This is a genomic window from Microbulbifer sp. NBRC 101763, assembly GCF_040371615.1.
GTDB lineage: Bacteria > Pseudomonadota > Gammaproteobacteria > Pseudomonadales > Cellvibrionaceae > Microbulbifer > Microbulbifer variabilis.
The window spans coordinates 195,447-216,576 of sequence record NZ_BAABQV010000007.1 but is presented as its reverse complement, the minus strand read 5'-3'; the positions used below and the strand labels follow the sequence as shown (position 1 = coordinate 216,576).

Sequence of the window (21,130 nt, the reverse complement as noted above, 5' to 3'; positions counted from 1 at the left end):
CTTGAAGTTAGCAGGTCCGGCAGGTAGTGATTTCATGAGAGCAAGTGAGTTAGACCCCGCTCAATTCGAGGATATGCGCCCCTATCGCGATGATGAGGTGCGCACTGTACTGGACCGGTTGATTGCCGATCCAGAAATGTCCCATGCCGTAGCGCATTTCCTGATTCCTAAGTTGGCGCGCCTTGAAGGTCCGCTGGCTTGGTTGGTACGTCAATTTCTACGCTTTGAATTCCGCAATGTACACGATGTGCGCGGCGTGCAAGCGATTGTGGATAAATACATTGACAAGGTGGTGAGCCGTACCACCTCTGGCTTGACTATCTCTGGGTTGGATACTCTGCCCAGGGATCGCGCCTGCCTATTTGTGAGCAATCACCGGGATATTGCCATGGACCCTGCCTTTGCGATTGTGTCCATGTATAAGGAAGGGCATGAGACCTCTCGAATCGCTATTGGCGATAACCTGCTCAGCAAGCAGTTTGCCAGTGACATTATGAAGCTCAATAAGTGCTTTACGGTCAAGCGCAGTTCCGGCAGCCGTCGCGAGAAGCTGGCAGCGGCGAGCCAGCTATCCAATTACATTTATTACTCTATCGTCAACGAAAACGAGCATGTGTGGATTGCACAGCGCTCGGGCCGTGCCAAGGATGGGTTGGATCGCACCAATCCGGCCCTCGCAGCCATGTTTGCAATGACCAAGGATCGGGATACGCCTTTTGCCGAGTTCTGGAAGAAGCTGCACATTGTGCCGTTGTCCATCTCTTACGAATGGGATCCCTGTGATGGCCAGAAGGCCAAAGAACTTTACGTCACTGAGCACAAGGAAGAGTATAAAAAGGCCAAGAATGAAGACCTTGCCTCCATCGGTAAGGGGGTTATTGGCCAGAAGGGGCGCGTTCATACCGCTTTTGGCACCCCGATCGAAGGAGACTTCGACGATGTAAACAGCCTGGCTGAAGAGATTGACCGCCAGATTGTGGGCAACTATGTCCTGCACCCCACCAATTTAATCGCCTATGAGATGCTTTATGGTGATGTATGTGGCTTGCCGGTGGGTTACCCATCAAAGCCATGGGATCCCAGGGATTACGAGGAAACCCGAGAGAAGTTCAAGGCGCGTATGGCCAAAGTTGATGAGCGCTGGCGCGACAAAGCTATCCAGGCCTATGCCAATCCGGTGGTATCCCGTCTGGCATTTGAATGATCACTGGTTGGGTGGAGTGGTGGCGAGAGTGTGCTTAGTGGATAATAGCGCCCCTTGCGCCACTCACTAGCGAATAGATTCCACTTCCTGTGCTCAACGACAAACACAAAACCGCCATCCAGGCCGCTTATAGCCAATTCCTGTCCAGCCGTGGGCTTAAGGCCCGTTACGGGCAGAAGCTAATGGTGGCGGCCATCGCCCGTACGCTTGGGGCTATAAGCCAGAATGCCAGCGGCGAACGCGATGTGGAAAAGAGCGATGGTGAGCATATTTGTGTGGTTGAGGCTGGTACAGGTACGGGCAAGACAGTGTCCTATCTCCTCTCAGCTATCCCTCTGGCTCAGGCCCAGGAAAAGACCCTGGTGATTTCTACTGCCACTGTGGCTCTGCAAGAGCAGATTATCTACAAGGATCTGCCTGAAGTTGCTCGCCATAGTGGTCTGAAGTTTGAATACAGTCTGGCAAAGGGGCGAGGTCGTTACCTATGCCTGTCTAAGCTGGACCAACTACTTTCCAGTTTCTCCGCAAGTGGCACCGGTATTTCCCTCGGCCTCTATGAAGACGAGTTACCCCAAGTGGAAGCGGAGAGCATTGCCCTCTACCAGAAGATGACCGACAGCCTGGCAGCCGGCAGCTGGGATGGTGATCGTGATAACTGGGCAGATGCGATTGAAGCCGATGACTGGAGCCGGGTGACTACAGACCACCGTCAGTGCAGTGGCCGTCGATGCCCTCATGTAACTAACTGCAGCTTCTTTCGCGCTCGAGAGAATTTGGGCAAGACCCAGGTAATCGTGGCCAATCATGACTTGTTGTTGGCAGACCTGGCTCTGGGGGGGGGCGCTATATTGCCGCCGCCGGAAGAGACAATTTATGTACTCGATGAGGCCCACCACTTACCAGATAAAGCACTAAATCATTTTTCCCACCACAGCCGGGTTGGTGCCTCCACTGGTTGGCTGGACCAGGTCAATAAAGTACTGGGGCAAATGCTGGGGGAAATTGGTGATGGTGCGGAATTGGATCGCTGCGGTGAACAGCTGCCAGCGGTACTGACCTCGGCCAAACAGGGCCTTGAGCAGATGTGGCCCTTGATTGAGGAGTTGTGCGAATTTGAGGATGAACGCGGTAACACCACCCGCCACCGTTTTGAGGGCGGTGTGGTGCCGGAGACCATGGCACAGCTTGCAGAAAAATTGCGCGAGGATTTCGACGAGCTGGAGAGCTTGTTCAATAAAATGCTGCAAACAGCCCAGAGAATGCTGGAAGATGCACATTCACCTGTGCCGATTGTGGACTTGGAGCGCTGGTATCCACAATTGGGCAGCTGGTATGGCCGTGCCGAAGCCAACCTGCAGCTCTGGGCCAATTATGCCCGCCCCGATACTGGCGGTGCCTTGCCGCAGGCGCGGTGGGTAACCCTGGTGGACTGGGGTGGCTCTACTGATTTTGAGGTGTGCAGCTCACCGATACTCGCGGGTAAAGCTCTGGAGTACAGCCTGTGGCGACGTTGTTACGGTGCGGTGCTTACCTCAGCCACGCTGACCGCATTGGGTAAGTTTGACCGTTTGCGCATGCGAGCAGGTACCCCGGACAATGCCAGTTACCAAGTGGTACCTAGTCCCTTTGATTTCTCTCGGGCTACTTTGCAGGTTCCTGCCAGCGCAGTGGATGCAGGCAATGCAGACCGCCATACAGATGCGGTGATTGATGCCTTGCCGGAACTACTCAATGGCAGTGGTGGTTCTCTGGTGCTGTTTTCCTCTCGCAGGCAGATGGAAACTGTTTACGAGTCGCTGCCAGGCACCTGGCGCAATCGCATACTGATGCAGGGGCAGAAGTCCCGCCAACAGTTGCTGGATAGCCACCGAGAAATAATCGATGGAGGAGGCAACAGCGTTCTGTTCGGGCTCGCCAGTTTTGCCGAGGGGGTTGACCTTCCCGGTGACTACTGTCGCCATGTAGTGATTGCCAAGTTGCCTTTTGCCGTGCCGGATGACCCAATTGAGGCTGCACTGGCAGAATGGATTGAGGCCAAGGGTGGTAACCCCTTTATGCAGATTACTGTGCCCGATGCGGCCTTGAAGCTGGTTCAGGCCTGTGGTCGCCTACTGCGGGCTGAGGGGGATAGCGGTACTGTCACTCTGCTGGATCGGCGAGTAGTTACCCGGCGCTACGGTCAGGCAATACTTAACTCACTACCGCCCTTCAGTCGCCGAATCGAGTAATCTCTTATAAGTACTCCGACTTTCTCTGTCAGTGTGTGCGGGGTGCGTGAATCTTATTGCTGCGCAAATTGAGCAGCTCTGGTATTGGATGATATGCAAGCTATTTATTCTGAAGTTGCCGATCAATTATTGATTCTTGAGGCGGAGCTGCGCCGCATGGAGTTGTGGCAAAGTGAGCCGCCGCCGGCGGAGGCACTGGCCAGTTCGGAGCCATTTTGTGTTGATACCCTGACTCTGCCCCAGTGGTTGCAATTTATCTTCTTACCGCGCATGCGGGTGATGATTGAGCAGGAAGTGCCGCTTCCCCGGGAGTGCAGTATTGCCCCCATTGCGGAGGAGTTTTTCAAGACCCGCGGTGGTGCCGAAGAGCTGATAGTAATCCTTGAGCAGATAGACCAGCGCTTACGGCTTGGCTGATACAAGTAGGAGCGATACCCATCTCTGCCTGCCGGGTGTCGCCACTTCCATTCCTCCATGTCTTTCTGATGCTGACTGTCTGTTGTCCCTATTTGGATTGCAAAGATCTGGCGCATGTCACATTGTGGCGCTTGCATAGCCCGGCTGGATGGAGATCCCTGTTCACTTGGCTCTGTCATAGGCTAATATCGACTTTTTGCTTGGCGTGGGGAGGAATTTTCCCACGTTTTACCGTGAACGCTGCTGAGACGGTATGGTCGGATTGAAATGCTAATGGGGCTAGAGGTAATCGTTAGGATGCAGAAATTTTCCCTTCTGTGGTTATTGGTGGCGGTCCAGCTTTTGGCGGGCTGCCAATCTGTATTGTATCCCGGTAAGGAGCGCACTCAACCGGCATCAGTGGGAACACAGCAGACAGAGCCGCAGGGTGAATTGGTACAGTGCCCTGAGCCCGTGGAAGTGATTTGTGCCGAACCGGAAGTCAGGGTTGTTGAGAAGGTTATCGAACGAAGCGTTGAAAAAGTAGTCGAAGTGCCCGTTGCCAAGGACAAATTGGTGCTCGGAGCAGTGGAACAAGTCTCCGTTGAGCCCTCTGGCCTGGTAATAGAATCCATTGTCGATACAGGTTCACCGACCTCCACTTTGCGCGCCCAGGCGCTGACCCGCTTCGAGCGAGACGGCGAAGACTGGATCAGAATCCAGCTGACCAGGGCCGATGGTGATGGCAAGGCCAGGCCCGTGTCTGTGGAATTGCCGGTCAAGCGGCATATCCGCGCTACACGGCTCGGTTTTCCCAGCCAGCGGCGTCCGGTGGTGGAAATGAACCTCACCGTGGGGAGTATCACCCATATGGTTGAGGTCAGCCTGACAGACGAGGGCGGCACTGATGTTTTGATGCTGCTGGGACGCAATTTCCTCAAAGACGCCGCAGTTGTCGATGTGAGCCGTCGCAATGTTCAGGGCCCACCCCAAATATCCGGGGGCAAATAGGCCGAGTTGAAAGTTAGGTTCCGATTGGAACCGTAGATTTACGGGGAAGGGCGAATGTCGCCGCGTGTCCAAGTTTATGTCATTGCGGCATTGCTCGCATTGATCGGAGCGGGTCTTACCGCATACAAACACTTCGAATTAGGTTTTCCACTACTGCCGGGCGAATACCGCACCGTTTGGACCATTGAGGCCAAAGTGGGCTTTGATGCGGAGGGTGGGCCTGTCAAGGCAGCCCTTACACTGCCCCGTGAGCAGCGCAATATGGAAATTCTTGGGGAGACATTCAGCTCTTCAGGTTTTGGCTTTTACATTGCCCGTGAAAACGATGAGTACCGGGCAATCTGGACACGCCGCTCGGCAGAAGGGGCCCAGTCCCTATTTTACCAGTTGGATGTTTATCAGACTCCCGGCGCTGCCCTTGAACAGCCCCTGAATCTCAGTACCGAAGTGCAGAAACCCTTCCTCGGTGCGCGAGAGCAAGAGGCCGTGCGCCTGGCTATCAATTCTTTGGTACAGCAGGCCCGTGAGCGCTCCTCCGATGTGGAATCTTTTACCACCCAGCTGCTGTTTGAGCTGAATGATGACGGCAACCAGGATCGCAACCTGGTCTTTCGTCATTATGCTGATAGCTCCCTGGTAGATGTAGCTCTATTGATGCTGGCTACTGCTGATATTCCCGCCCATCGAATTCGCGGCCTCTATCTTGAAGATGACCGGCGCCGGCTGACACCCGAGGACCTTCTAGAAGTCTACGATGGCAGGCGTTGGATCGTGTTTGAGCCCAACAGTGGCATGCCCGGTGTGCCGGAAAACTTTTTTATTTGGCAGCGTGGCGGCAAGAGCCTGCTGGACCTGGAGGGTGGGCGTAACTCTCAGGTGACTTTTTCGGTGATTGCCAATGATGTACCCGCACGAGATGTTTCCATGCGCAGTACCAGCCAGGATAAAGAGGCCCTGGTTGATTTCTCTATCTACAGCCTGCCCATTGAACAACAGAGTATTTTTAAACTGATTCTGCTGGTACCCGTAGGGGCCTTGGTAGTGGTGCTACTGCGAGTATTTGTAGGGTTGCGCACCTCCGGTACCTTTATGCCGGTGCTACTGGCGATTGCCTTTATCGAGACCCAGCTGATTACCGGACTCTCCATCTTTGTGCTTATCCTGGTGCTGGGATTATGGGTGCGTTTCTATTTAAGCCGGCTCAACTTGTTATTGGTGTCGAGGATCGCCGCCGTAGTGGTAACGGTGGTGCTCATAATGGGAATGATCAGTGTGGTTAGTTTCAAGCTCGGTATCGAGCAGGCGCTGACAGTCACTTTCTTCCCAATGATTATTCTGGCCTGGACCATCGAGCGTATGTCAATCGTGTGGGAGGAAGACGGCCCCTATGAGGTGATTGTCCAGGCCGGTGGTAGCCTGCTGGTGGCAGTGCTGGCCTGGTGGGTGATGACCAATCGATATGTTGAGCACTGGACATTCAACTTCCCTGAACTGTTATTGGTGCTGTTGGGCTTTATTCTGGTTATAGGTAATTACACCGGTTATCGCCTCAGCGAACTGATGCGCTTTCGGCCTCTGGTCAGGTAGGAGGTTGTTATGCTTCACTTTTCGTTCAAGCATATGATCAATAAGGTACGCGGTGGAGTAGTTTCACCGCTGACCTTGAACGATATCGGTGTGCTCGGTATGAATGCGCGTAATATTAATTACATCGCGCGTTACAACGACCGTAAAAAATATCCCATCGTTGATGACAAACTGAATACCAAGCACGCCGCAAAAAAGGCGGGAATCCCTGTGCCTGAACTGATTGAGGCCTTTGAGACTCCTGCCAGTCGCAAGCGGGTTATGGAAGTGATTGACCCCCTTTGGCAGTTTGTGATTAAGCCGGCACGTGGATCGGGGGGCAAAGGCATCCTGGTGATTGCGGGGCGCAATGGTGATAAATACAAGAAAATTTCCGGCTCGGAAATCGAAGCATTGGATATTTTGCGCCACGTTAATAATATTCACAGCGGCCTATACAGTCTCGGAGGCAAGCCCGACCGGGTAATGGTGGAGTCTCTGGTGGATTTCGATCCGGTCTTCCAAAGCTACTCCTTTGAAGGCGTGCCGGATATCCGTGTGATTGTTTTCCGTGGGTTTCCGGTGATGGCGATGCTGCGTTGCTCCACTCACGACTCCGATGGTAAGGCCAATTTGCACCAGGGGGCTGTTGGAGTTGGCATCGACCTGGCTACCGGAAATAGCTGTCACGCTGTGCAGCGGGGTCTACGGATTAATCGTCACCCGGATACCGAGGTGCATTTCGATCAGTTAAAAGTACCGGGCTGGTATGATCTGGTGCGTTTGGCGGCAAGTTGCTATGAAATGACTGATCTAGGTTACCTGGGTTGCGATATTGTCCTGGACCGCGCGCGGGGCCCGCTTCTCTTGGAAGCTAATGCTCGTCCCGGCCTCGCCATTCAGGTAGCCAATGGCGTCGGTCTGCGACGGCGCCTTAAGTTTATTGAGGAGCTGGATGAGGATATGCTCAATAAAAATGTGGATGAGCGGGTGGCTTTTTCTATGCGCGAATTTGCGGCTGACAAAGGGTTTTAGGGGGAGTCTTGCCACTTGAAAATTTTGATCCCGGCAATGCTAATGCTTGCCGGGATTTGTAGATGAAGCAGGCTGCCCTCTAGGTCGCTGTGAGAGGGCATAAGTGAAATTGATTCATCACCATCTTTAAGCGTTTACTCTGCATTTTTAGGGAATATTCTAATTCCCGGATTTTTGTCTGGATTTCTTTCAGTTCCCACCGGGGTGGGGGCTCTTGCCGCGCTTTATTATTTCGACGGATTTGTAAGTTGCTCCACTTGCTGTTTACGTCGGCAAGATGCTGTTCCTCCTTCGCTAGCCATTTTTGCCAAAACTCTCTGTATCGGGAGTCAGCCAGTCTCTGTCTGGCTTCTTCAAACAAAGTTGTGAGGTGTGCCTTATAGGCCTGAATCGTCGCTGCTTTTTTCAGATTTCGGGTAATACCGACCCAGCTCAGCACCTTGACCATCCACTTGGTTGGGTCGTACTGGTACCAGCGAATACCACTTCGATAGTCAATCTGGAATGTGTGATGGTAGTTGTGATAACCCTCACCAAAAGTAAACAGGTTGAGGAAGGGGTTGTCCCGTGCAGTGATGTCTGTGCGAAATGGGCGCTTTCCCCACATGTGTCCGAGGGAATTAATCATAAATGTGGTGTGATGATTAACGACTACACGCAATACCCCGGCAAGCAAAAACATACCAATAATATCGCCGGTCAAAGCTCCCAGTGCGATAGGTAGGCCGATATTCATTGCCAGGGTAATGGGTACGTAGTGGTTGAACTGCCACATAACGATCTTATCGCGTTTCAGGTCATTCACATTTTTGTAATCCAGGCGACCACTCGGGTAGTCGTGCATCATCCAATCGATATGGGAGAACCAGAAGCCGCGTTTGGCTGAATAGGGGTCTCGGTCATTATCGTCAATGTGGCGATGGTGATGACGGTGGGCGGCACACCAGTTTAGCGTGGTGTTTTGCAGTGCAGCGGCAGTAAATAAGGCAAATAAAAGGCGTAATGACCAGTGTGCCTCATAACTCCGATGCGACCACATACGATGGTTGCCTGCAGCAACCGAAAAACTGCATAGGGCGCCGTACACGGCAAAAACAAGCCACTGATACCAATGGTAGCCATGGATCACACCATAGATAGGCACCGCAGTCAGCGCTAAAAAGCCGGTACTGGAAAAAAGTATTGTGGGAATCCAAAAGCATTTGCGTTTATCTGAGTTAACGGTAGAGGCTGTGCGCATGTTTTGTTCCGGTTCAAACTGCTCCAGGTAGAAATGGTGAAATTGACGCTCAGTTCCATGGAAAAATCTGCCTTGGAACCCCGCTTTATCGCCACCTTGTTAGTCACATTGATTCAAAGATAGTCGTTGAGCAAGTCGGAGGTTGGCGGTTAATTCCCAATCTGCTGGTTGATAGGCTGAGTCATGATTCCCAGTGGCGAGAGATGCCTAGAGGTTGGTATCTCACTTCAGTAAGTGTTATTCGGTAGGATCTGGTGCACTATTCCGGCGCAAAAGAAGAAGCTGAAGTCACTTATTGGTTCACGATTGTCAGGATATTAATTAAGGTGCTGGACTGTCGGCCCCCGAGATATTGGAGTTTCAATAGTTGGCATGGCAATTGCTTTGACTAATTGTGCGGGAAGCATGACCCGCACTTCGGGAAGAATGCACGAGGTTATGGCAAACCGTCTCCTCTGAGTAACTTCCCGTTTTCTCTCATCATCGCTGATTACGGCCCCGCTTTGCGGGGCCTTTTTTATCTGTCACAGCATTTCCGTTTGAAACAATTCTTTAAGTTTGTGACCTCTTGTAGAATTCCCGCAGATGTTATTGCCGGGTGAATAGACGCCCTTTTTACTACTCGGTATAAATGACCCATTTCTACCGCAAGCGAATACCAACAAATTGAGCGCAGTGTGTCCGAGTCACAAGTTTCAGGCCAACCTCCCCTCCTATTCCAGCTGGCTACCTCCGATGAGCTGCACACTTTGGATGCTGCTCGGCTTACCCGACAAGCTGCGAACCTGCAGGGATTATTGCAGGATGTAGATTGCGGGCTGTGGGAGTGGCATTTGAAAACCGGTGCCCAGAGAGCCCAGGGAGATATTTGGCTCCTGTTTGCAGACAGCGCCCGCGGTGCATTGGAATCCCTTTGGACTGGCAGTGAGCTGCGCCAGGTCCATATAGATGAGCGCGATCGTATTTTTGCTTTGCGTGAGCAGATTAACGGTGTTGGTGGCTACTTTGATACTTGTTTCCGCGCTTATGATGTCTCAGGCCAGTTGCGTTGGCTGAGGGTATGGGGCAGGACGATTCACAGCAGTGATTCCAATGGAACAATCGCTATCGGCAGCTGTGCCGATTACAGTGAAGCCCTGTCACAGAGCTATCTTTCAAACCTACCGGCTGAGCGCCCCTTACAGGCTCTCTCTGGTGTTGGCGATGGCTTGTGGGAATGGGATCTGCGTGCAGATGAGATGGTGTTAGACGATGCCTGCTGGAGCATACTCGGTTATGAGGTGAGCCCCATTCGCAGTATTGGGCGTTCGGCTGCGGCACAGTGGAAGGCCAGGGTGTTGTCTGAAGATGCTTCCCGGGTCGAGCAGGCCATGCAGGACCACGTGCGTGAGCGCCTTCCCCTTGATGTTGAATTTCGCCTGTGGCGTTCTGATGGAAGTATTGTCTGGGTGCGCTGCCGGGGTAAGGCCCAGCTCAACAGTCGCGGCCAGCCGGTACGGGTATTAGGTACCCTGCAGGATATCAGTGGTAGCCGCGAGACTTTATCGCGAGTGGAGCGGGAGCTACAGCAGCAGCGCGAAGAGAATGCGCATCGTGCAGATCTGCTTTTTAGTCTGAGTCACGAACTGCGTACCCCACTGAATGCGATACTGGGCTATAGCCAGATGGTGGAACTGGACCAGACCCTCAATTCGGACCAGCGGCAGAGGCTGGGAGAGATTCGTCGCGCCGGCCAGCATTTGTTGCACTTGGTTGGGGATGTGCTCGAACTGGCTCGTATTGATAGCCGGCGCCTCGGTCCGTCAATGGAATCCATTCGCCCTGCGGAGCTTGTAGCCGAGTGCAAGCGTCTACTTGAGCCCCTGGCTGAAACTCGCCGGGTGAGCCTTGTTTTTGAGCCTCTGGGTTGGGAGTCCGCATATATTTGCGCGGATCCGGTGCGCTATAAACAGGTGGTTCTCAATCTCGCCGGCAATGCGGTGAAGTACAACCGGGAAAATGGTCGCGTCATTATCAACTTTGCCCCAGAGGCTGAAGGCTGGTTACGCTTGAGTATCCTCGATACGGGTAAAGGTATCCCACCGGAGCGGCGTACCGAAGTGTTCGAGCCATTTAATAGGCTGGGCGAGGAAAAAGGTCATATTGAGGGCACGGGTGTGGGGCTTGCGATTGCCAAGCGCTTGACCGAGGCCATGGGTGGGCGCATTGATTTTGATAGCCAGGAGGGGCAGGGATCGATTTTTTGGATCGAGTTTCCCATGATTGATGCTCCTGACGCGCTGATGTCTTTTTCTGCCCAGCCGGAGGCGCCGTCACATTTGCCTGAGGGGCGCCTATTGCTTGTGGATAACCGCCCTACAGCTGCGAGCAGGTTGAAAGAAATGTTGAAAGATACCCCGCAGATCCAGTGCCTGGTAGCCACTGATGTTGTGGAGGCGATTTTTATTGCGCGAACTATGCATCCCGAAGTGTTGCTGTTTCACAGTGAACTGCCGGGTATGTCTGCGGCGGACCTGGTGCGTATCCTTGAGGAGGATATTTCCACTCGGTCGACGCGTTTTGTGTTGGTTGGTGAAAATCCTACAGGGGAGAGTCACCCAATGTTGCCGGATCAATTCGATTTTGTGCAGCTTTCGAAAGTGCTGGCGGAGAGCCTTGTGAGTGCAGGCCGATCTACCTGAAATGCACTCAGGTTGTACTGAGGAAAAGTTGTAAATTACCCGGCCATTAGCCGGGTAATTTATATCGCGGGGTTAGCGGATACCACCGAGGTGCTTGCCCACGATTTGTATCAGGGGCTTGAATACTTTGGGGGTGGCGCACACCAGATTGCCGGAATCCAGGTAGTCTTCCCCTCCGCGGAAGTCACTGATCAGGCCGCCTGCCTCTTTTACTAGCAGGGAGCCCGCGGCGATATCCCAGGTGTTCAAGTACATTTCCCAGAAACCGTCAAAGCGACCAGCTGCAACATAGGCCAGGTCCAGGGCTGCGGCGCCTGGGCGGCGGATACCAGCGGTCTGCCCGGCGATTTCTTTCAGGGCGGATAGGTAGGGGTCGATGTTTTCCAGGGCCGGGCCATTAAAGGGCAGGCCAGTACCGATCAGCGCTCCGCGCATGCCCTGGCGCGGGGATACCCTGATGCGGCGTCCGTTCAGAGCAGCACCGCGACCACGACTTGCGGTGAATTCCTCTCGTTTAATCGGATCCAGCACCACGGCATGTTCAATGCGACCGCGATAGCGGCAGGCGATGGAAATCGCAAACTGGGGTACGCCATGGATAAAGTTAGTGGTGCCGTCGAGAGGATCGATAATCCATTCGTAATCGGGTTCCGCACCCTCCAGCAAGCCGCTTTCTTCAGCGCGAATGCTGTGTTTGGGATAAGCCTTGCGAAGGTGATAGATGATCTCCTGCTCGCTGGCTTTGTCCACTTCAGTGACGAAATCGTTGCGCGCTTTCTCCTCGAATTTCATCAGGTCGCCGCGCTCCCAGGCCCGTTCGATCAGTTCTCCGGCCTTGCGCGCCGCGCGCAGGGCAATATTTAGCATGGGTTCCATAACTATTCCGCACTAAGTGGTTGAAGGGGTTAAAAAGCAGACTGCGAGTTGACCGCAGCGGACGCGATTGTAGGGATTCCCATCCATTTTTGCTACACTCGCGCGCCCCCATGACACCGATTTATTACTTCAGTATGGCCAAGTCCCCTTTAGATACGACTCCGCTCAATGCGCTCGACAATGTGCGCGTGGTTTTGGTTAACAGTGCCCACCCCGGTAATATCGGAGGTGCGGCGCGCGCGTTAAAGAATATGGGCTTGAGCCAACTTTACCTGGTGGCTCCGCGTGAATTCCCGGCGGCCAACGCAATTTGGCGCGCGGCGGGGGCGGCGGAGTTGCTGGATAGCGCTGTGGTTGTAGATACCCTGGAGGAAGCGGTAGCGGATTGTGGTCTGGTGGTGGCAACCAGTGCCCGAGAGCGCCGTATACCCTGGCCACTGCTGACCCCGCGCCAATGTGGTGAGCGAGCGGTCGCGGAGGCGCCAAGCCACCCGGTGGCGCTGGTCTTTGGGCGCGAAGACCGTGGGCTTACCAATGAAGAGCTTCAGGCCTGTAACTTCCATGTACATATCCCGGCAAATCCGGAATACAGTTCCCTGAACCTGGCAACCGCTGTGCAGGTACTGGCTTACGAAGTGCGTATGGCCGCCTTGGAGGCCGAAAAGGGGGAGCCGCTGAACTATGCCGACTGGGATCGCCCCCCAGCCAAGGCCAGCGATATGGAACTGTATTTTGATCACCTGCAGGAGTCCCTCGGCGAGCTGGGCTTTATCGACCCTGACAACCCCCGTCAGACTATGACCCGCTTGCGTCGACTATTTAGTCGAGTGCGCCCTGATGATATGGAGCTGGGTATCCTCCGCGGCATGCTGACCTCTATCCAGAATTACATCCATCGCACAGGAGGTAAGGGGCGCCCCGACTAGGTAAATACCCGAGTTGGGCGGGGGGTTATATACTTGACTGTAGTGCTGGGTTATTCCATACTCGCGCCCCGATCGGAAAAGGCTGTACATCAGTTTGGAGCTGATATGCGTTTGACTACTAAAGGCCGCTATGCGGTCACCGCCATGCTGGATCTGGCGTTACACGCAGAGCGTGGGCCGATCAGCCTAGCGGATATTTCCAAGCGCCAGGGTATTTCCCTGTCTTATCTGGAACAGTTGTTTTCCCGCCTGCGCCAATCTGGTTTGGTTTCCAGTGTACGTGGTCCCGGTGGCGGCTATCGCCTGGCCCGTGACGGCGAAGAAATTTATGTGGCACAGATTATCGATGCGGTAAATGAATCTGTGGATGCCACCAGTTGCGGTGGCAATGCCGATTGCGCCAATGGCGAACAGTGCCTGACACACTATCTCTGGTCTGATTTAAGCGACCAGATTCACGGTTTTCTGAGTGGTATCAGCCTGGCCAACCTTGTGGCTCGTGCGGAGGTGCAGGAAGTAGCGCGTCGACAGGATATGCGTGAGACACCGGAAGAGCGCATCGCCGTACTTGGCGGACTATAAGTGCCGGCCCGGTTGGGGCCGGGACGGGGTATTAGAGATTTATTGAGCGGAAACGGTATGACTATGAAGCTTCCCATCTATCTGGATTATTCAGCTACCTGTCCGGTGGACCCGCGCGTCGCCGCAAAAATGGCGGAACAGCTGACGATGGAAGGCAATTTCGGAAACCCGGCCTCCCGTTCCCACCTGTTCGGCTGGAAAGCGGAAGAGGCAGTGGAAAATGCCCGTCGACAAGTGGCGGAGCTGATTAATGCGGATCCGCGTGAAATTGTCTGGACAAGCGGTGCCACCGAGTCCGACAACCTGGCTATCAAGGGTGCGGCCCATTTCTATCAGGGCCGTGGAAAGCACATTATCACCTCAAAGATCGAGCACAAGGCGGTGCTGGATACCTGCCGCCAGCTAGAGCGTGAGGGCTTTGAGGTCACCTATCTGAACCCGCGTGAGGATGGCATCGTTTATCCCGAGCAGGTGGAGGAAGCACTGCGTGAGGACACCATTTTGGTGAGCTTAATGCACGTCAATAACGAGATTGGTGTAATCAACGATGTTGCCGCGATTGGCGAACTGTGCCGTGCACGCAAAGTAATTTTCCATGTGGATGCGGCGCAGAGTGCCGGCAAGTTGCCGATTGACCTGCAGGAAATGAAGGTCGATTTGATGTCCTTCTCCGCACATAAGATTTACGGCCCCAAAGGGATCGGCGCCCTGTATGTTCGCCGCAAGCCACGGGTGCGCCTGGAAGCACAAATTCATGGTGGTGGGCACGAGCGCGGTATGCGTTCCGGCACCCTGCCCACTCACCAGATTGTGGGTATGGGTGAAGCTTTCCGCATTGCCAAAGAGGAAATGGCGCAAGAAGGAGAGCGACTGCTGGCCCTGCGCAATCGCTTCTGGAATCAAATCAAGGATATGGAAGAGGTTCATATCAACGGATCTGCGGAACAACGTGTGCCCGGCAACCTGAATGTCAGCTTTGCGTTTGTAGAGGGCGAGAGCCTGATTATGTCCCTGCGCAACCTGGCGATCTCTTCCGGCTCAGCCTGTACATCCGCCAGCCTTGAACCGAGCTATGTGCTGCGTGCCCTGGGTGTGAACGATGAACTGGCACACAGCTCACTGCGTTTCAGCTTCGGCCGTTTTACCAGCGAGCAGGATGTAGATACTGCTGCTACTGAAGTGCGCAAAGCGGTTGAGAAGCTGCGCGAACTGTCGCCTCTTTGGGATATGTACAAAGACGGCGTAGACCTGAACAAGATTGAATGGGCCGCTCACTAAGCGCGCGCAAGAGTTAGGAGAACAGTCATGGCCTATAGCGATAAAGTAATTGACCATTATGAACATCCCCGCAATGTCGGGCGAATGGATGACAAGGCGGACAACGTCGGAACTGGAATGGTTGGGGCACCTGCCTGCGGTGATGTGATGCGCCTGCAAATCCAGGTAAGTGAAGAAGGGGTCATTGAAGACGCCAAGTTCAAGACCTATGGCTGTGGTTCTGCTATTGCCTCCAGCTCCCTGCTCACCGAGTGGGTAAAAGGGAAGACCATTGATGAGGCAGAGCAGATCAAGAATACCGCTATCGCTGAAGAGTTGGCCTTGCCCCCGGTAAAAATTCACTGCTCGGTACTGGCGGAAGATGCGATCAAGGCTGCGGTGCGCGATATTCGTGAAAAACGCGGTGAATCTGCCAATGCTGGTGAAGCAAAAGAGTCCGCCGCAGGTTAATTCTACTGGGCTATGTGCCCTACAGCAGTGAAGGTATTGTTTTGGCTATTACCATGACCGAGGCCGCCAAGACTCACATCAAGAGTCAGCTGGCCAAGCGCGGCACAGGTATCGGTATCCGGGTAGGAGTTAAGACCGCCGGGTGCTCAGGCTTGGCCTATGTACTGGAATTTGTCGACTCGACAGAAGCCGAAGATGTGGTGTTCGAGCAGGACGATGTAAAGCTGATCGTCGACCCCAAAAGTTTGGTTTACCTCGATGGAACCCAACTGGACTTTGTCAAAGAGGGGCTAAACGAAGGCTTTACCTTCTCTAACCCTAACGTGAAAAATGAGTGTGGCTGCGGAGAGAGTTTCCACGTTTAATCGGAACTCGCCGCAGCGAGGCCGGGTGCACTGTGCATGCCGGCCTTTTTATTGGTCCGGTAGCGACTGCCGGGCGGGGGCGCCGCCGCCCAGTTTTTAAGGCCCAGTGCCGGTAGGTGAACTGAGATGGCAACCAACCTGACCCATTTCGAAATATTCGGGCTTGAGCCCACCTTTGAACTCGATCGCAACGCCCTGGCAGCGCGCTATCGGGAATTGCAGAGGGAATTCCACCCGGATAAATACGCTTCCAAATCTGAGCGTGAGCAGCTGCTGGCTATCCAGATGGCGGCACAGATTAATGAAGCCCACACCGTTCTGCGCGACCCGGTGCAGCGCGCCGCATATCTACTTAAGTTGGCCGGCGTGGAAGTACCGCCGGAGCAGACTACCGCCGATACGGAATTCCTGATGCAGCAGATGTTGCTGCGTGAACGCCTCGAAGAGGTACGGGAGCAACCCGATCCAGCCTCCGCCCTTGAAGAGCTTGCCGTTGAAGTGCAAGGCCTATTCCGCAATGAGCAAAAGCAATTTGCTGAGGTTTTTGATGCTGGCAAGTTGGTTGAGGCCGAGGGCTCCCTGCGCAAACAACAGTTCCTGGTGAAGCTGCAGTTGCAGATTGAAGAACTGGAAGCCGATCTGTTCGGTGATTACTGAGCGACAATTGATAATAACTTGGGATATGGCACTGATTGTGCCGTGGCAACGCCACCCTGACGATAGAAGAGATTAGCAATGGCATTACTGCAAATTTCCGAACCGGGACAGAGCCCCGATCCTCACCAGCGCAAGTACGCTGTGGGGATTGATCTGGGGACCACCAACTCGCTGGTGGCGACTGTGCGTAGTGGTTCAGCAGAGGCCATCGCCGACGAGCAGGGCAGAGTGATACTGCCCTCGGCGGTACACTACGGCAGCGAGACTATCACCGTGGGTGCCAAGGCCCGAGCACGGGCCGCGCAGGACCCATACAACACCATGATCTCCATCAAGCGCTTGATGGGGCGTGGGGTGGCAGATGTCAAAAGTCTTGGTGAGCAGTTGCCTTACCACTTCGCTGACAGCGATGGGGGTATGCCTTCCATCGAAACTGCTGCCGGCCCGGTAAACCCGGTACAGGTATCTGCGGAGATTCTAAAAAAGTTGGCTCAGCGCGGCCGCGAGGCTCTATGCGGCAAGGATGGCGGTGAGCTGGATGGTGCGGTGATTACCGTGCCGGCATACTTTGATGATGCCCAGCGTCAGGCCACCAAAGATGCGGCCAAGCTGGCAGGTTTGAAAGTGTTGCGTCTACTCAATGAACCTACGGCGGCGGCTGTGGCATACGGCCTGGACAGGGGCGAGGAAGGGGTTATAGCAGTCTATGACCTCGGTGGTGGTACCTTCGATATTTCCATTTTACGCCTGTCCCGTGGTGTTTTCGAAGTGATGTCGACTGGTGGTGATACCGCACTCGGTGGTGATGACTTTGATCGTACCATCGCTGCCTGGATAGCCGAACAGGCAGGTCTGGGTACGGACCTGGATGCCGCTACCCAGCGCCAGCTCCTCGATAGTGCCTGTGCGGCGAAAGAAGCCTTGGCCAATGCCGAACAGGCGGAGGTGGGCCAGGGAGATTGGCAGGGTGTATTCGACCGGGCAACTATGGCCTCACTGCTGGATCCCTTGATTGATAAAACCTTACGCGCTTGCAAGCGCGCTCTGCGCGATGCTGCCATCGACGTTGAGGAGGTGCAGGAGGTAGTGCTTGTAGGTGGCTCTACCCGTACCCTGCGGGTGCGTGAGCGGGTCGAGAATTATTTCGGCCGAGCGCCTCATGCAGAAATAGACCCGGACCAAGTTGTTGCTATTGGTGCGGCCTTGCAGGCGGATATGCTTGTGGGCAACAAATCTGATGATGAGCTGTTATTGCTGGATGTGATTCCCCTATCGCTTGGAATCGAGACCATGGGTGGCCTCACTGAAAAATTGATCGCGCGCAATACGACGATTCCGGTGTCTAAGGCTCAAGAGTTCACCACTTTTAAGGATGGTCAGACAGCGATGGCTATCCATGTAGTGCAGGGAGAGCGGGAGCTGGTGAGCGATTGCCGCTCACTTGCGCGCTTTGAGCTGCGCGGTATCCCGCCGATGGTGGCAGGTGCGGCTCATATCCGTGTGACTTACCAGGTGGATGCGGATGGCTTGCTGTCAGTTAGTGCCGTGGAGAAGAGCAGTGGTGTCAGTGCAGATATCACAGTCAAGCCTTCTTACGGGCTTGAGGACAAGGATATCGCCCGTATGTTGCAGGATTCCTATACCCATGCTGCAGAAGATATTGCCCTGCGCGCACTGCGTGAGGCACAGGTAGAGGCAGAGCGTACCTTGGAAAGCCTGCTGGTTGCACTGCGTGAAAATGGTGCTCAGTTGCTGCAGGAAAATGAATTAAACGAGCTGGAACTTGCTATGGAGGCGTTGCGTCTGGCCCATAACGGTGGCGATGCAGAAGAGATTCGTCGTCGTATGGAAGCTCTGAATAAGCTGTCGGAACCCTTCGCTGCCCGGCGAATGGATGCGTCGATTAAGCGAGCGATGCAGGGCCACAGCCTGGATGAATTCGATAAATAAGCGGCTGGGGCACAGCCCCGTCGGATTGAGACCATAGAGAGTCAGTACCCATGCCGAAGATTGTATTTTTACCCCATGCCGAAATTTGCCCTGAGGGTAAGGTCGTGGAAGCGGAGAGTGGTGTCAGCGTAATAGATGCAGCGCTGGCCAACGATATTGAAATTGAGCATGCCTGTGAGAAGGCCTGTGCCTGTACCACCTGTCATGTCATCGTACGCGAGGGTTTTTATTCCCTTGAGGAGCCTGATGAGCTGGAAGAGGATCTGCTGGACAAGGCCTGGGGGCTGGAGCCCGAATCTCGTCTTTCCTGTCAGGCCATCGTTGAGGATGAAGACCTGGTAGTCGAGATTCCCAAGTACACAATAAACCAGGTTTCGGAAAAGCACTGATCGGTGCGGGTATTGGGGGAGCCAAATAATGAAGTGGACTGACATTCACGATATCGCCATTGAACTTTGCGACACTCACGAAGAGGTGGACCCACTTACCGTTAACTTCGTCGATCTGCGTAACTGGGTAATGGCATTACCGGGGTTTGATGATGACCCTGATCGCTGTGGCGAGAAGATCCTGGAGGCGATCCAGGCCGCTTGGATTGAAGAGCGAGAGTAGTTGAGTGGAGTTAACCGAGTATTGGTAATGGAGTACAAAAGTCGATCAATACCCCGTATAATCCGCCGGCCGCGAAATGCGGTGATCAAAATTTGAGTACCCCCGGCCCGGTGGGTACGGAAGGAATATCAGGAAAGAGCAACTGTGCAGGTTGCTCTTTCTGTATGTAAGTTCAGTAACGAAAAATCACATTGGAGATAACCATGGCCCTGGAGCGTACCCTTTCCATCATCAAGCCGGACGCAGTAGCCAAAAACGTAATCGGTGAAATCGAGAGCCGTTTTGAGAAAGCTGGCCTGAGCATTGTTGCCATGAAGATGGTGCACCTGTCCCGCGAAAAAGCTGAAGGTTTCTACGCTGAGCACAAAGAGCGTCCTTTTTTCAAAGACCTGGTTGATTTCATGACTTCCGGCCCGGTTGTTGTACAGGTTCTCGAAGGCGAGAACGCTATCCTGGCAAACCGTGAGCTGATGGGCGCTACCAATCCGAAAGAAGCTGCTGCTGGCACCATCCGCGCTGATTTCGCTGACAGCATTGACGCCAACGCAGTACACGGCTCTGACTCCGCAGAGTCCGCTGCCCGCGAAGTAAGCTACTTCTTCGCTGACGACGAAATCTGTCCGCGCGCTTAATTTGTGTGCTGAAATCGCACTGGTCCGTCTGGGCCGGTGCAGTTCTTCCCCGAGGTGAAATGAATGACCGCTGAGAAAACCAACCTGCTCGGCCTTTCTGTTGAAAAGCTGGCCGCCTTCTTTGAATCATTGGGCGAGAAGCGTTTCCGCGCTATCCAGGTTTTAAAGTGGATTCACCAAAACGGGGTGAGTGACTTTGCTGAAATGACCAATGTCAGCAAGGCACTGCGCCAGAAACTGGCAGAAGTTGCTGAGATTCGCGCTCCGGAAGTATTGGAGCAGTGGGATTCTGCCGATGGTACGCGCAAATGGCTCATTAAAGTTTTTGGTGATAATGCCATCGAAACCGTTTATATCCCCGATGGGGATCGCGGTACTTTATGCGTATCCTCCCAAGTGGGCTGCTCCTTGGATTGCAGTTTTTGTGCAACCGGAAAACAGGGCTTCAATCGGGACTTAACTGCTGCTGAAATCATTGGGCAGGTGTGGATTGCCTGTAAGTCTTTCGGCCAGCTACAGCCGAAAGGTCCACGCAAGGTAACCAATGTAGTGATGATGGGAATGGGTGAACCCCTGCTCAACTTCGACAATGTAGTCGATGCAATGAACCTGATGATGGAAGACAACGCCTATGGCATCTCCAAGCGCCGCGTAACCTTGTCTACTTCAGGTGTAGTACCCGCATTGGATCGCCTTGCGGATGTTACTGATGTAAGCCTGGCGATATCCCTGCATGCGCCCAACGATGAACTGCGCAATGAGCTAGTACCGATCAATAATAAATATCCGATTGCGATGCTGTTGGATTCTGCTAAGCGCTATATCGACCGCATGCCAGACACCCATCGTAAGATGACCATCGAATATACGCTGATGCGCGAGGTTAATGATCGCCCTGAGCATGCTGAGCAACTGGCGGAACTACTGCGCGATGTGCCAGTAAAAATTAATTTAATCCCTTTTAATCCGTTTGAGCTTTCCGATTATCAGCGGGTGAGTAATAACGCTTTGCGACGCTTTCAACAGATTTTACTCGACAAAGGTTATACCGTAACCGTCAGAACCACTCGCGGTGATGATATTGATGCAGCTTGTGGTCAATTGGCAGGAAGTGTGAATGACCGGACCCGCCGCTCTGAACGCTATCGCAACGCTGAGCGCCCTGTCCGTATTGTAGGCTGAGTACCAATTTAACCTGAGTGTCTTGAGCTGGCGATTAGCTGGGATGCCAGGTGGTCCTAAAACATCTTCTTCCGATCTGGGTGGCTTAGAGCTGCAGTTTTGGTAGAGGATAGTTTTTAAATCTTTTATTCCTCTCTAAGTGGTAATTCCTCGCACGCCTTGCCTTCGATTTGGTGGTGCCTTTTTTTACTCCGAAGTCAACCAACCCGCAGGGTAACGCGTTAACAGTCCAGAACTTTTTAAAAAGTAGATGGAAGGG

At 53.7% G+C, this 21,130-nt stretch carries 20 protein-coding genes; 18 read left to right on the top strand and 2 right to left on the bottom strand.

The window, feature by feature from the left end; genetic code table 11:
* Positions 1-34 precede the first annotated feature (34 nt).
* The 6 genes from ABWV76_RS18395 to ABWV76_RS18370 all read left to right on the top strand — a co-directional run bounded on the left by ABWV76_RS18395 (position 35) and on the right by ABWV76_RS18370 (position 7,440).
* Entirely contained in the window at positions 35-1,204 is a 1,170-nt protein-coding gene (locus tag ABWV76_RS18395; protein WP_353376893.1) for a 1-acyl-sn-glycerol-3-phosphate acyltransferase, read from the top strand.
* 89 nt (positions 1,205-1,293) lie between these two features.
* Positions 1,294-3,432 (top strand): ATP-dependent DNA helicase DinG, encoded by a 2,139-nt coding sequence (gene dinG / locus ABWV76_RS18390; RefSeq protein ID WP_020412151.1) that lies wholly within the window; start codon positions 1,294-1,296, stop codon positions 3,430-3,432.
* A gap of 93 nt (positions 3,433-3,525) precedes the next feature.
* Complete coding sequence (locus tag ABWV76_RS18385; protein ID WP_353376892.1) at positions 3,526-3,849, top strand: YqcC family protein; 324 nt, start codon at positions 3,526-3,528, stop codon at positions 3,847-3,849.
* 297 nt (positions 3,850-4,146) lie between these two features.
* Positions 4,147-4,839, top strand: coding sequence for an ATP-dependent zinc protease family protein (locus ABWV76_RS18380; RefSeq protein ID WP_020412153.1), 693 nt, complete (start codon positions 4,147-4,149; stop codon positions 4,837-4,839).
* A gap of 54 nt (positions 4,840-4,893) precedes the next feature.
* The gene (locus ABWV76_RS18375; RefSeq protein ID WP_020412154.1) at positions 4,894-6,426 is read left to right on the top strand and encodes an inactive transglutaminase family protein; all 1,533 of its coding nucleotides are present in this window, start codon (positions 4,894-4,896) and stop codon (positions 6,424-6,426) included.
* A 9-nt stretch (positions 6,427-6,435) separates the two neighbouring features.
* Positions 6,436-7,440: an alpha-L-glutamate ligase-like protein gene (locus ABWV76_RS18370; protein WP_020412155.1), complete on the top strand. Its 1,005-nt coding sequence runs from the start codon at positions 6,436-6,438 to the stop codon at positions 7,438-7,440.
* Positions 7,441-7,519: 79 nt separating this feature from the next.
* On the opposite strand, the gene ABWV76_RS18365 is transcribed toward ABWV76_RS18370, so the two are convergent.
* A complete protein-coding gene (locus ABWV76_RS18365) occupies positions 7,520-8,680 on the bottom strand; it encodes an acyl-CoA desaturase (RefSeq protein WP_020412156.1) in 1,161 nt (386 codons plus the stop codon).
* A 677-nt stretch (positions 8,681-9,357) separates the two neighbouring features.
* Here ABWV76_RS18365 and ABWV76_RS18360 point away from each other — a divergent pair.
* Complete coding sequence (locus tag ABWV76_RS18360) at positions 9,358-11,361, top strand: hybrid sensor histidine kinase/response regulator (RefSeq protein WP_353376890.1); 2,004 nt, start codon at positions 9,358-9,360, stop codon at positions 11,359-11,361.
* 72 nt (positions 11,362-11,433) lie between these two features.
* Here the strand turns inward: ABWV76_RS18360 and ABWV76_RS18355 are convergent, their stop codons facing one another.
* Positions 11,434-12,237: an inositol monophosphatase family protein gene (locus ABWV76_RS18355; RefSeq protein WP_020412158.1), complete on the bottom strand. Its 804-nt coding sequence runs from the start codon at positions 12,235-12,237 to the stop codon at positions 11,434-11,436.
* Positions 12,238-12,371: 134 nt separating this feature from the next.
* Here ABWV76_RS18355 and trmJ point away from each other — a divergent pair, with 134 nt between their 5' ends.
* The 11 genes from trmJ (at position 12,372) to rlmN (ending at position 20,871) form a co-directional block, all read left to right on the top strand.
* Complete coding sequence (trmJ, locus tag ABWV76_RS18350; protein ID WP_051089477.1) at positions 12,372-13,163, top strand: tRNA (cytosine(32)/uridine(32)-2'-O)-methyltransferase TrmJ; 792 nt, start codon at positions 12,372-12,374, stop codon at positions 13,161-13,163.
* Positions 13,164-13,268: 105 nt separating this feature from the next.
* Entirely contained in the window at positions 13,269-13,745 is a 477-nt protein-coding gene (iscR, locus tag ABWV76_RS18345; protein WP_026304944.1) for a Fe-S cluster assembly transcriptional regulator IscR, read from the top strand.
* Positions 13,746-13,808: 63 nt separating this feature from the next.
* On the top strand, positions 13,809-15,023 hold the full coding sequence (locus ABWV76_RS18340) for an IscS subfamily cysteine desulfurase (RefSeq protein WP_026304945.1): 1,215 nt from the start codon (positions 13,809-13,811) through the stop codon (positions 15,021-15,023).
* A gap of 27 nt (positions 15,024-15,050) precedes the next feature.
* The gene (gene iscU, locus ABWV76_RS18335; RefSeq protein ID WP_020412162.1) at positions 15,051-15,473 is read left to right on the top strand and encodes a Fe-S cluster assembly scaffold IscU; all 423 of its coding nucleotides are present in this window, start codon (positions 15,051-15,053) and stop codon (positions 15,471-15,473) included.
* 14 nt (positions 15,474-15,487) lie between these two features.
* The gene (iscA, locus tag ABWV76_RS18330) at positions 15,488-15,838 is read left to right on the top strand and encodes an iron-sulfur cluster assembly protein IscA (RefSeq protein WP_020412163.1); all 351 of its coding nucleotides are present in this window, start codon (positions 15,488-15,490) and stop codon (positions 15,836-15,838) included.
* A gap of 126 nt (positions 15,839-15,964) precedes the next feature.
* Positions 15,965-16,495, top strand: a complete 531-nt coding sequence (hscB, locus tag ABWV76_RS18325) for a Fe-S protein assembly co-chaperone HscB (protein WP_020412164.1) — start codon at positions 15,965-15,967, stop codon at positions 16,493-16,495.
* Positions 16,496-16,573: 78 nt separating this feature from the next.
* On the top strand, positions 16,574-18,445 hold the full coding sequence (gene hscA, locus ABWV76_RS18320) for a Fe-S protein assembly chaperone HscA (protein WP_353376889.1): 1,872 nt from the start codon (positions 16,574-16,576) through the stop codon (positions 18,443-18,445).
* A gap of 50 nt (positions 18,446-18,495) precedes the next feature.
* Positions 18,496-18,834, top strand: coding sequence for an ISC system 2Fe-2S type ferredoxin (gene fdx, locus ABWV76_RS18315; protein WP_020412166.1), 339 nt, complete (start codon positions 18,496-18,498; stop codon positions 18,832-18,834).
* 28 nt (positions 18,835-18,862) lie between these two features.
* A complete protein-coding gene (iscX, locus tag ABWV76_RS18310; RefSeq protein WP_020412167.1) occupies positions 18,863-19,057 on the top strand; it encodes a Fe-S cluster assembly protein IscX in 195 nt (64 codons plus the stop codon).
* Between the two features lie 203 nt (positions 19,058-19,260).
* Complete coding sequence (ndk, locus tag ABWV76_RS18305; protein WP_282951468.1) at positions 19,261-19,689, top strand: nucleoside-diphosphate kinase; 429 nt, start codon at positions 19,261-19,263, stop codon at positions 19,687-19,689.
* A gap of 63 nt (positions 19,690-19,752) precedes the next feature.
* Complete coding sequence (rlmN, locus tag ABWV76_RS18300; RefSeq protein WP_353376888.1) at positions 19,753-20,871, top strand: dual-specificity RNA methyltransferase RlmN; 1,119 nt, start codon at positions 19,753-19,755, stop codon at positions 20,869-20,871.
* The last annotated feature ends 259 nt before the right edge of the window (positions 20,872-21,130 follow it).

Bases quoted from the DNA above. Each gene is read 5' to 3' on its own strand.
- ABWV76_RS18395 (WP_353376893.1), top strand. From the start codon at position 35: ATGAGAGCAAGTGAGTTAGACCCCGCTCAATTCGAGGATATGCGCCCC.
- trmJ (WP_051089477.1), top strand. From the start codon at position 12,372: ATGGCCAAGTCCCCTTTAGATACGACTCCGCTCAATGCGCTCGACAAT.
- ABWV76_RS18355 (WP_020412158.1), bottom strand. From the start codon at position 12,237: ATGGAACCCATGCTAAATATTGCCCTGCGCGCGGCGCGCAAGGCCGGA.
- ABWV76_RS18375 (WP_020412154.1), top strand. From the start codon at position 4,894: ATGTCGCCGCGTGTCCAAGTTTATGTCATTGCGGCATTGCTCGCATTG.
- iscU (WP_020412162.1), top strand. From the start codon at position 15,051: ATGGCCTATAGCGATAAAGTAATTGACCATTATGAACATCCCCGCAAT.
- hscB (WP_020412164.1), top strand. From the start codon at position 15,965: ATGGCAACCAACCTGACCCATTTCGAAATATTCGGGCTTGAGCCCACC.
- iscX (WP_020412167.1), top strand. From the start codon at position 18,863: ATGAAGTGGACTGACATTCACGATATCGCCATTGAACTTTGCGACACT.
- rlmN (WP_353376888.1), top strand. From the start codon at position 19,753: ATGACCGCTGAGAAAACCAACCTGCTCGGCCTTTCTGTTGAAAAGCTG.
- ABWV76_RS18370 (WP_020412155.1), top strand. From the start codon at position 6,436: ATGCTTCACTTTTCGTTCAAGCATATGATCAATAAGGTACGCGGTGGA.
- iscR (WP_026304944.1), top strand. From the start codon at position 13,269: ATGCGTTTGACTACTAAAGGCCGCTATGCGGTCACCGCCATGCTGGAT.
- ndk (WP_282951468.1), top strand. From the start codon at position 19,261: ATGGCCCTGGAGCGTACCCTTTCCATCATCAAGCCGGACGCAGTAGCC.
- hscA (WP_353376889.1), top strand. From the start codon at position 16,574: ATGGCATTACTGCAAATTTCCGAACCGGGACAGAGCCCCGATCCTCAC.
- fdx (WP_020412166.1), top strand. From the start codon at position 18,496: ATGCCGAAGATTGTATTTTTACCCCATGCCGAAATTTGCCCTGAGGGT.
- ABWV76_RS18385 (WP_353376892.1), top strand. From the start codon at position 3,526: ATGCAAGCTATTTATTCTGAAGTTGCCGATCAATTATTGATTCTTGAG.
- ABWV76_RS18380 (WP_020412153.1), top strand. From the start codon at position 4,147: ATGCAGAAATTTTCCCTTCTGTGGTTATTGGTGGCGGTCCAGCTTTTG.
- ABWV76_RS18365 (WP_020412156.1), bottom strand. From the start codon at position 8,680: ATGCGCACAGCCTCTACCGTTAACTCAGATAAACGCAAATGCTTTTGG.
- ABWV76_RS18340 (WP_026304945.1), top strand. From the start codon at position 13,809: ATGAAGCTTCCCATCTATCTGGATTATTCAGCTACCTGTCCGGTGGAC.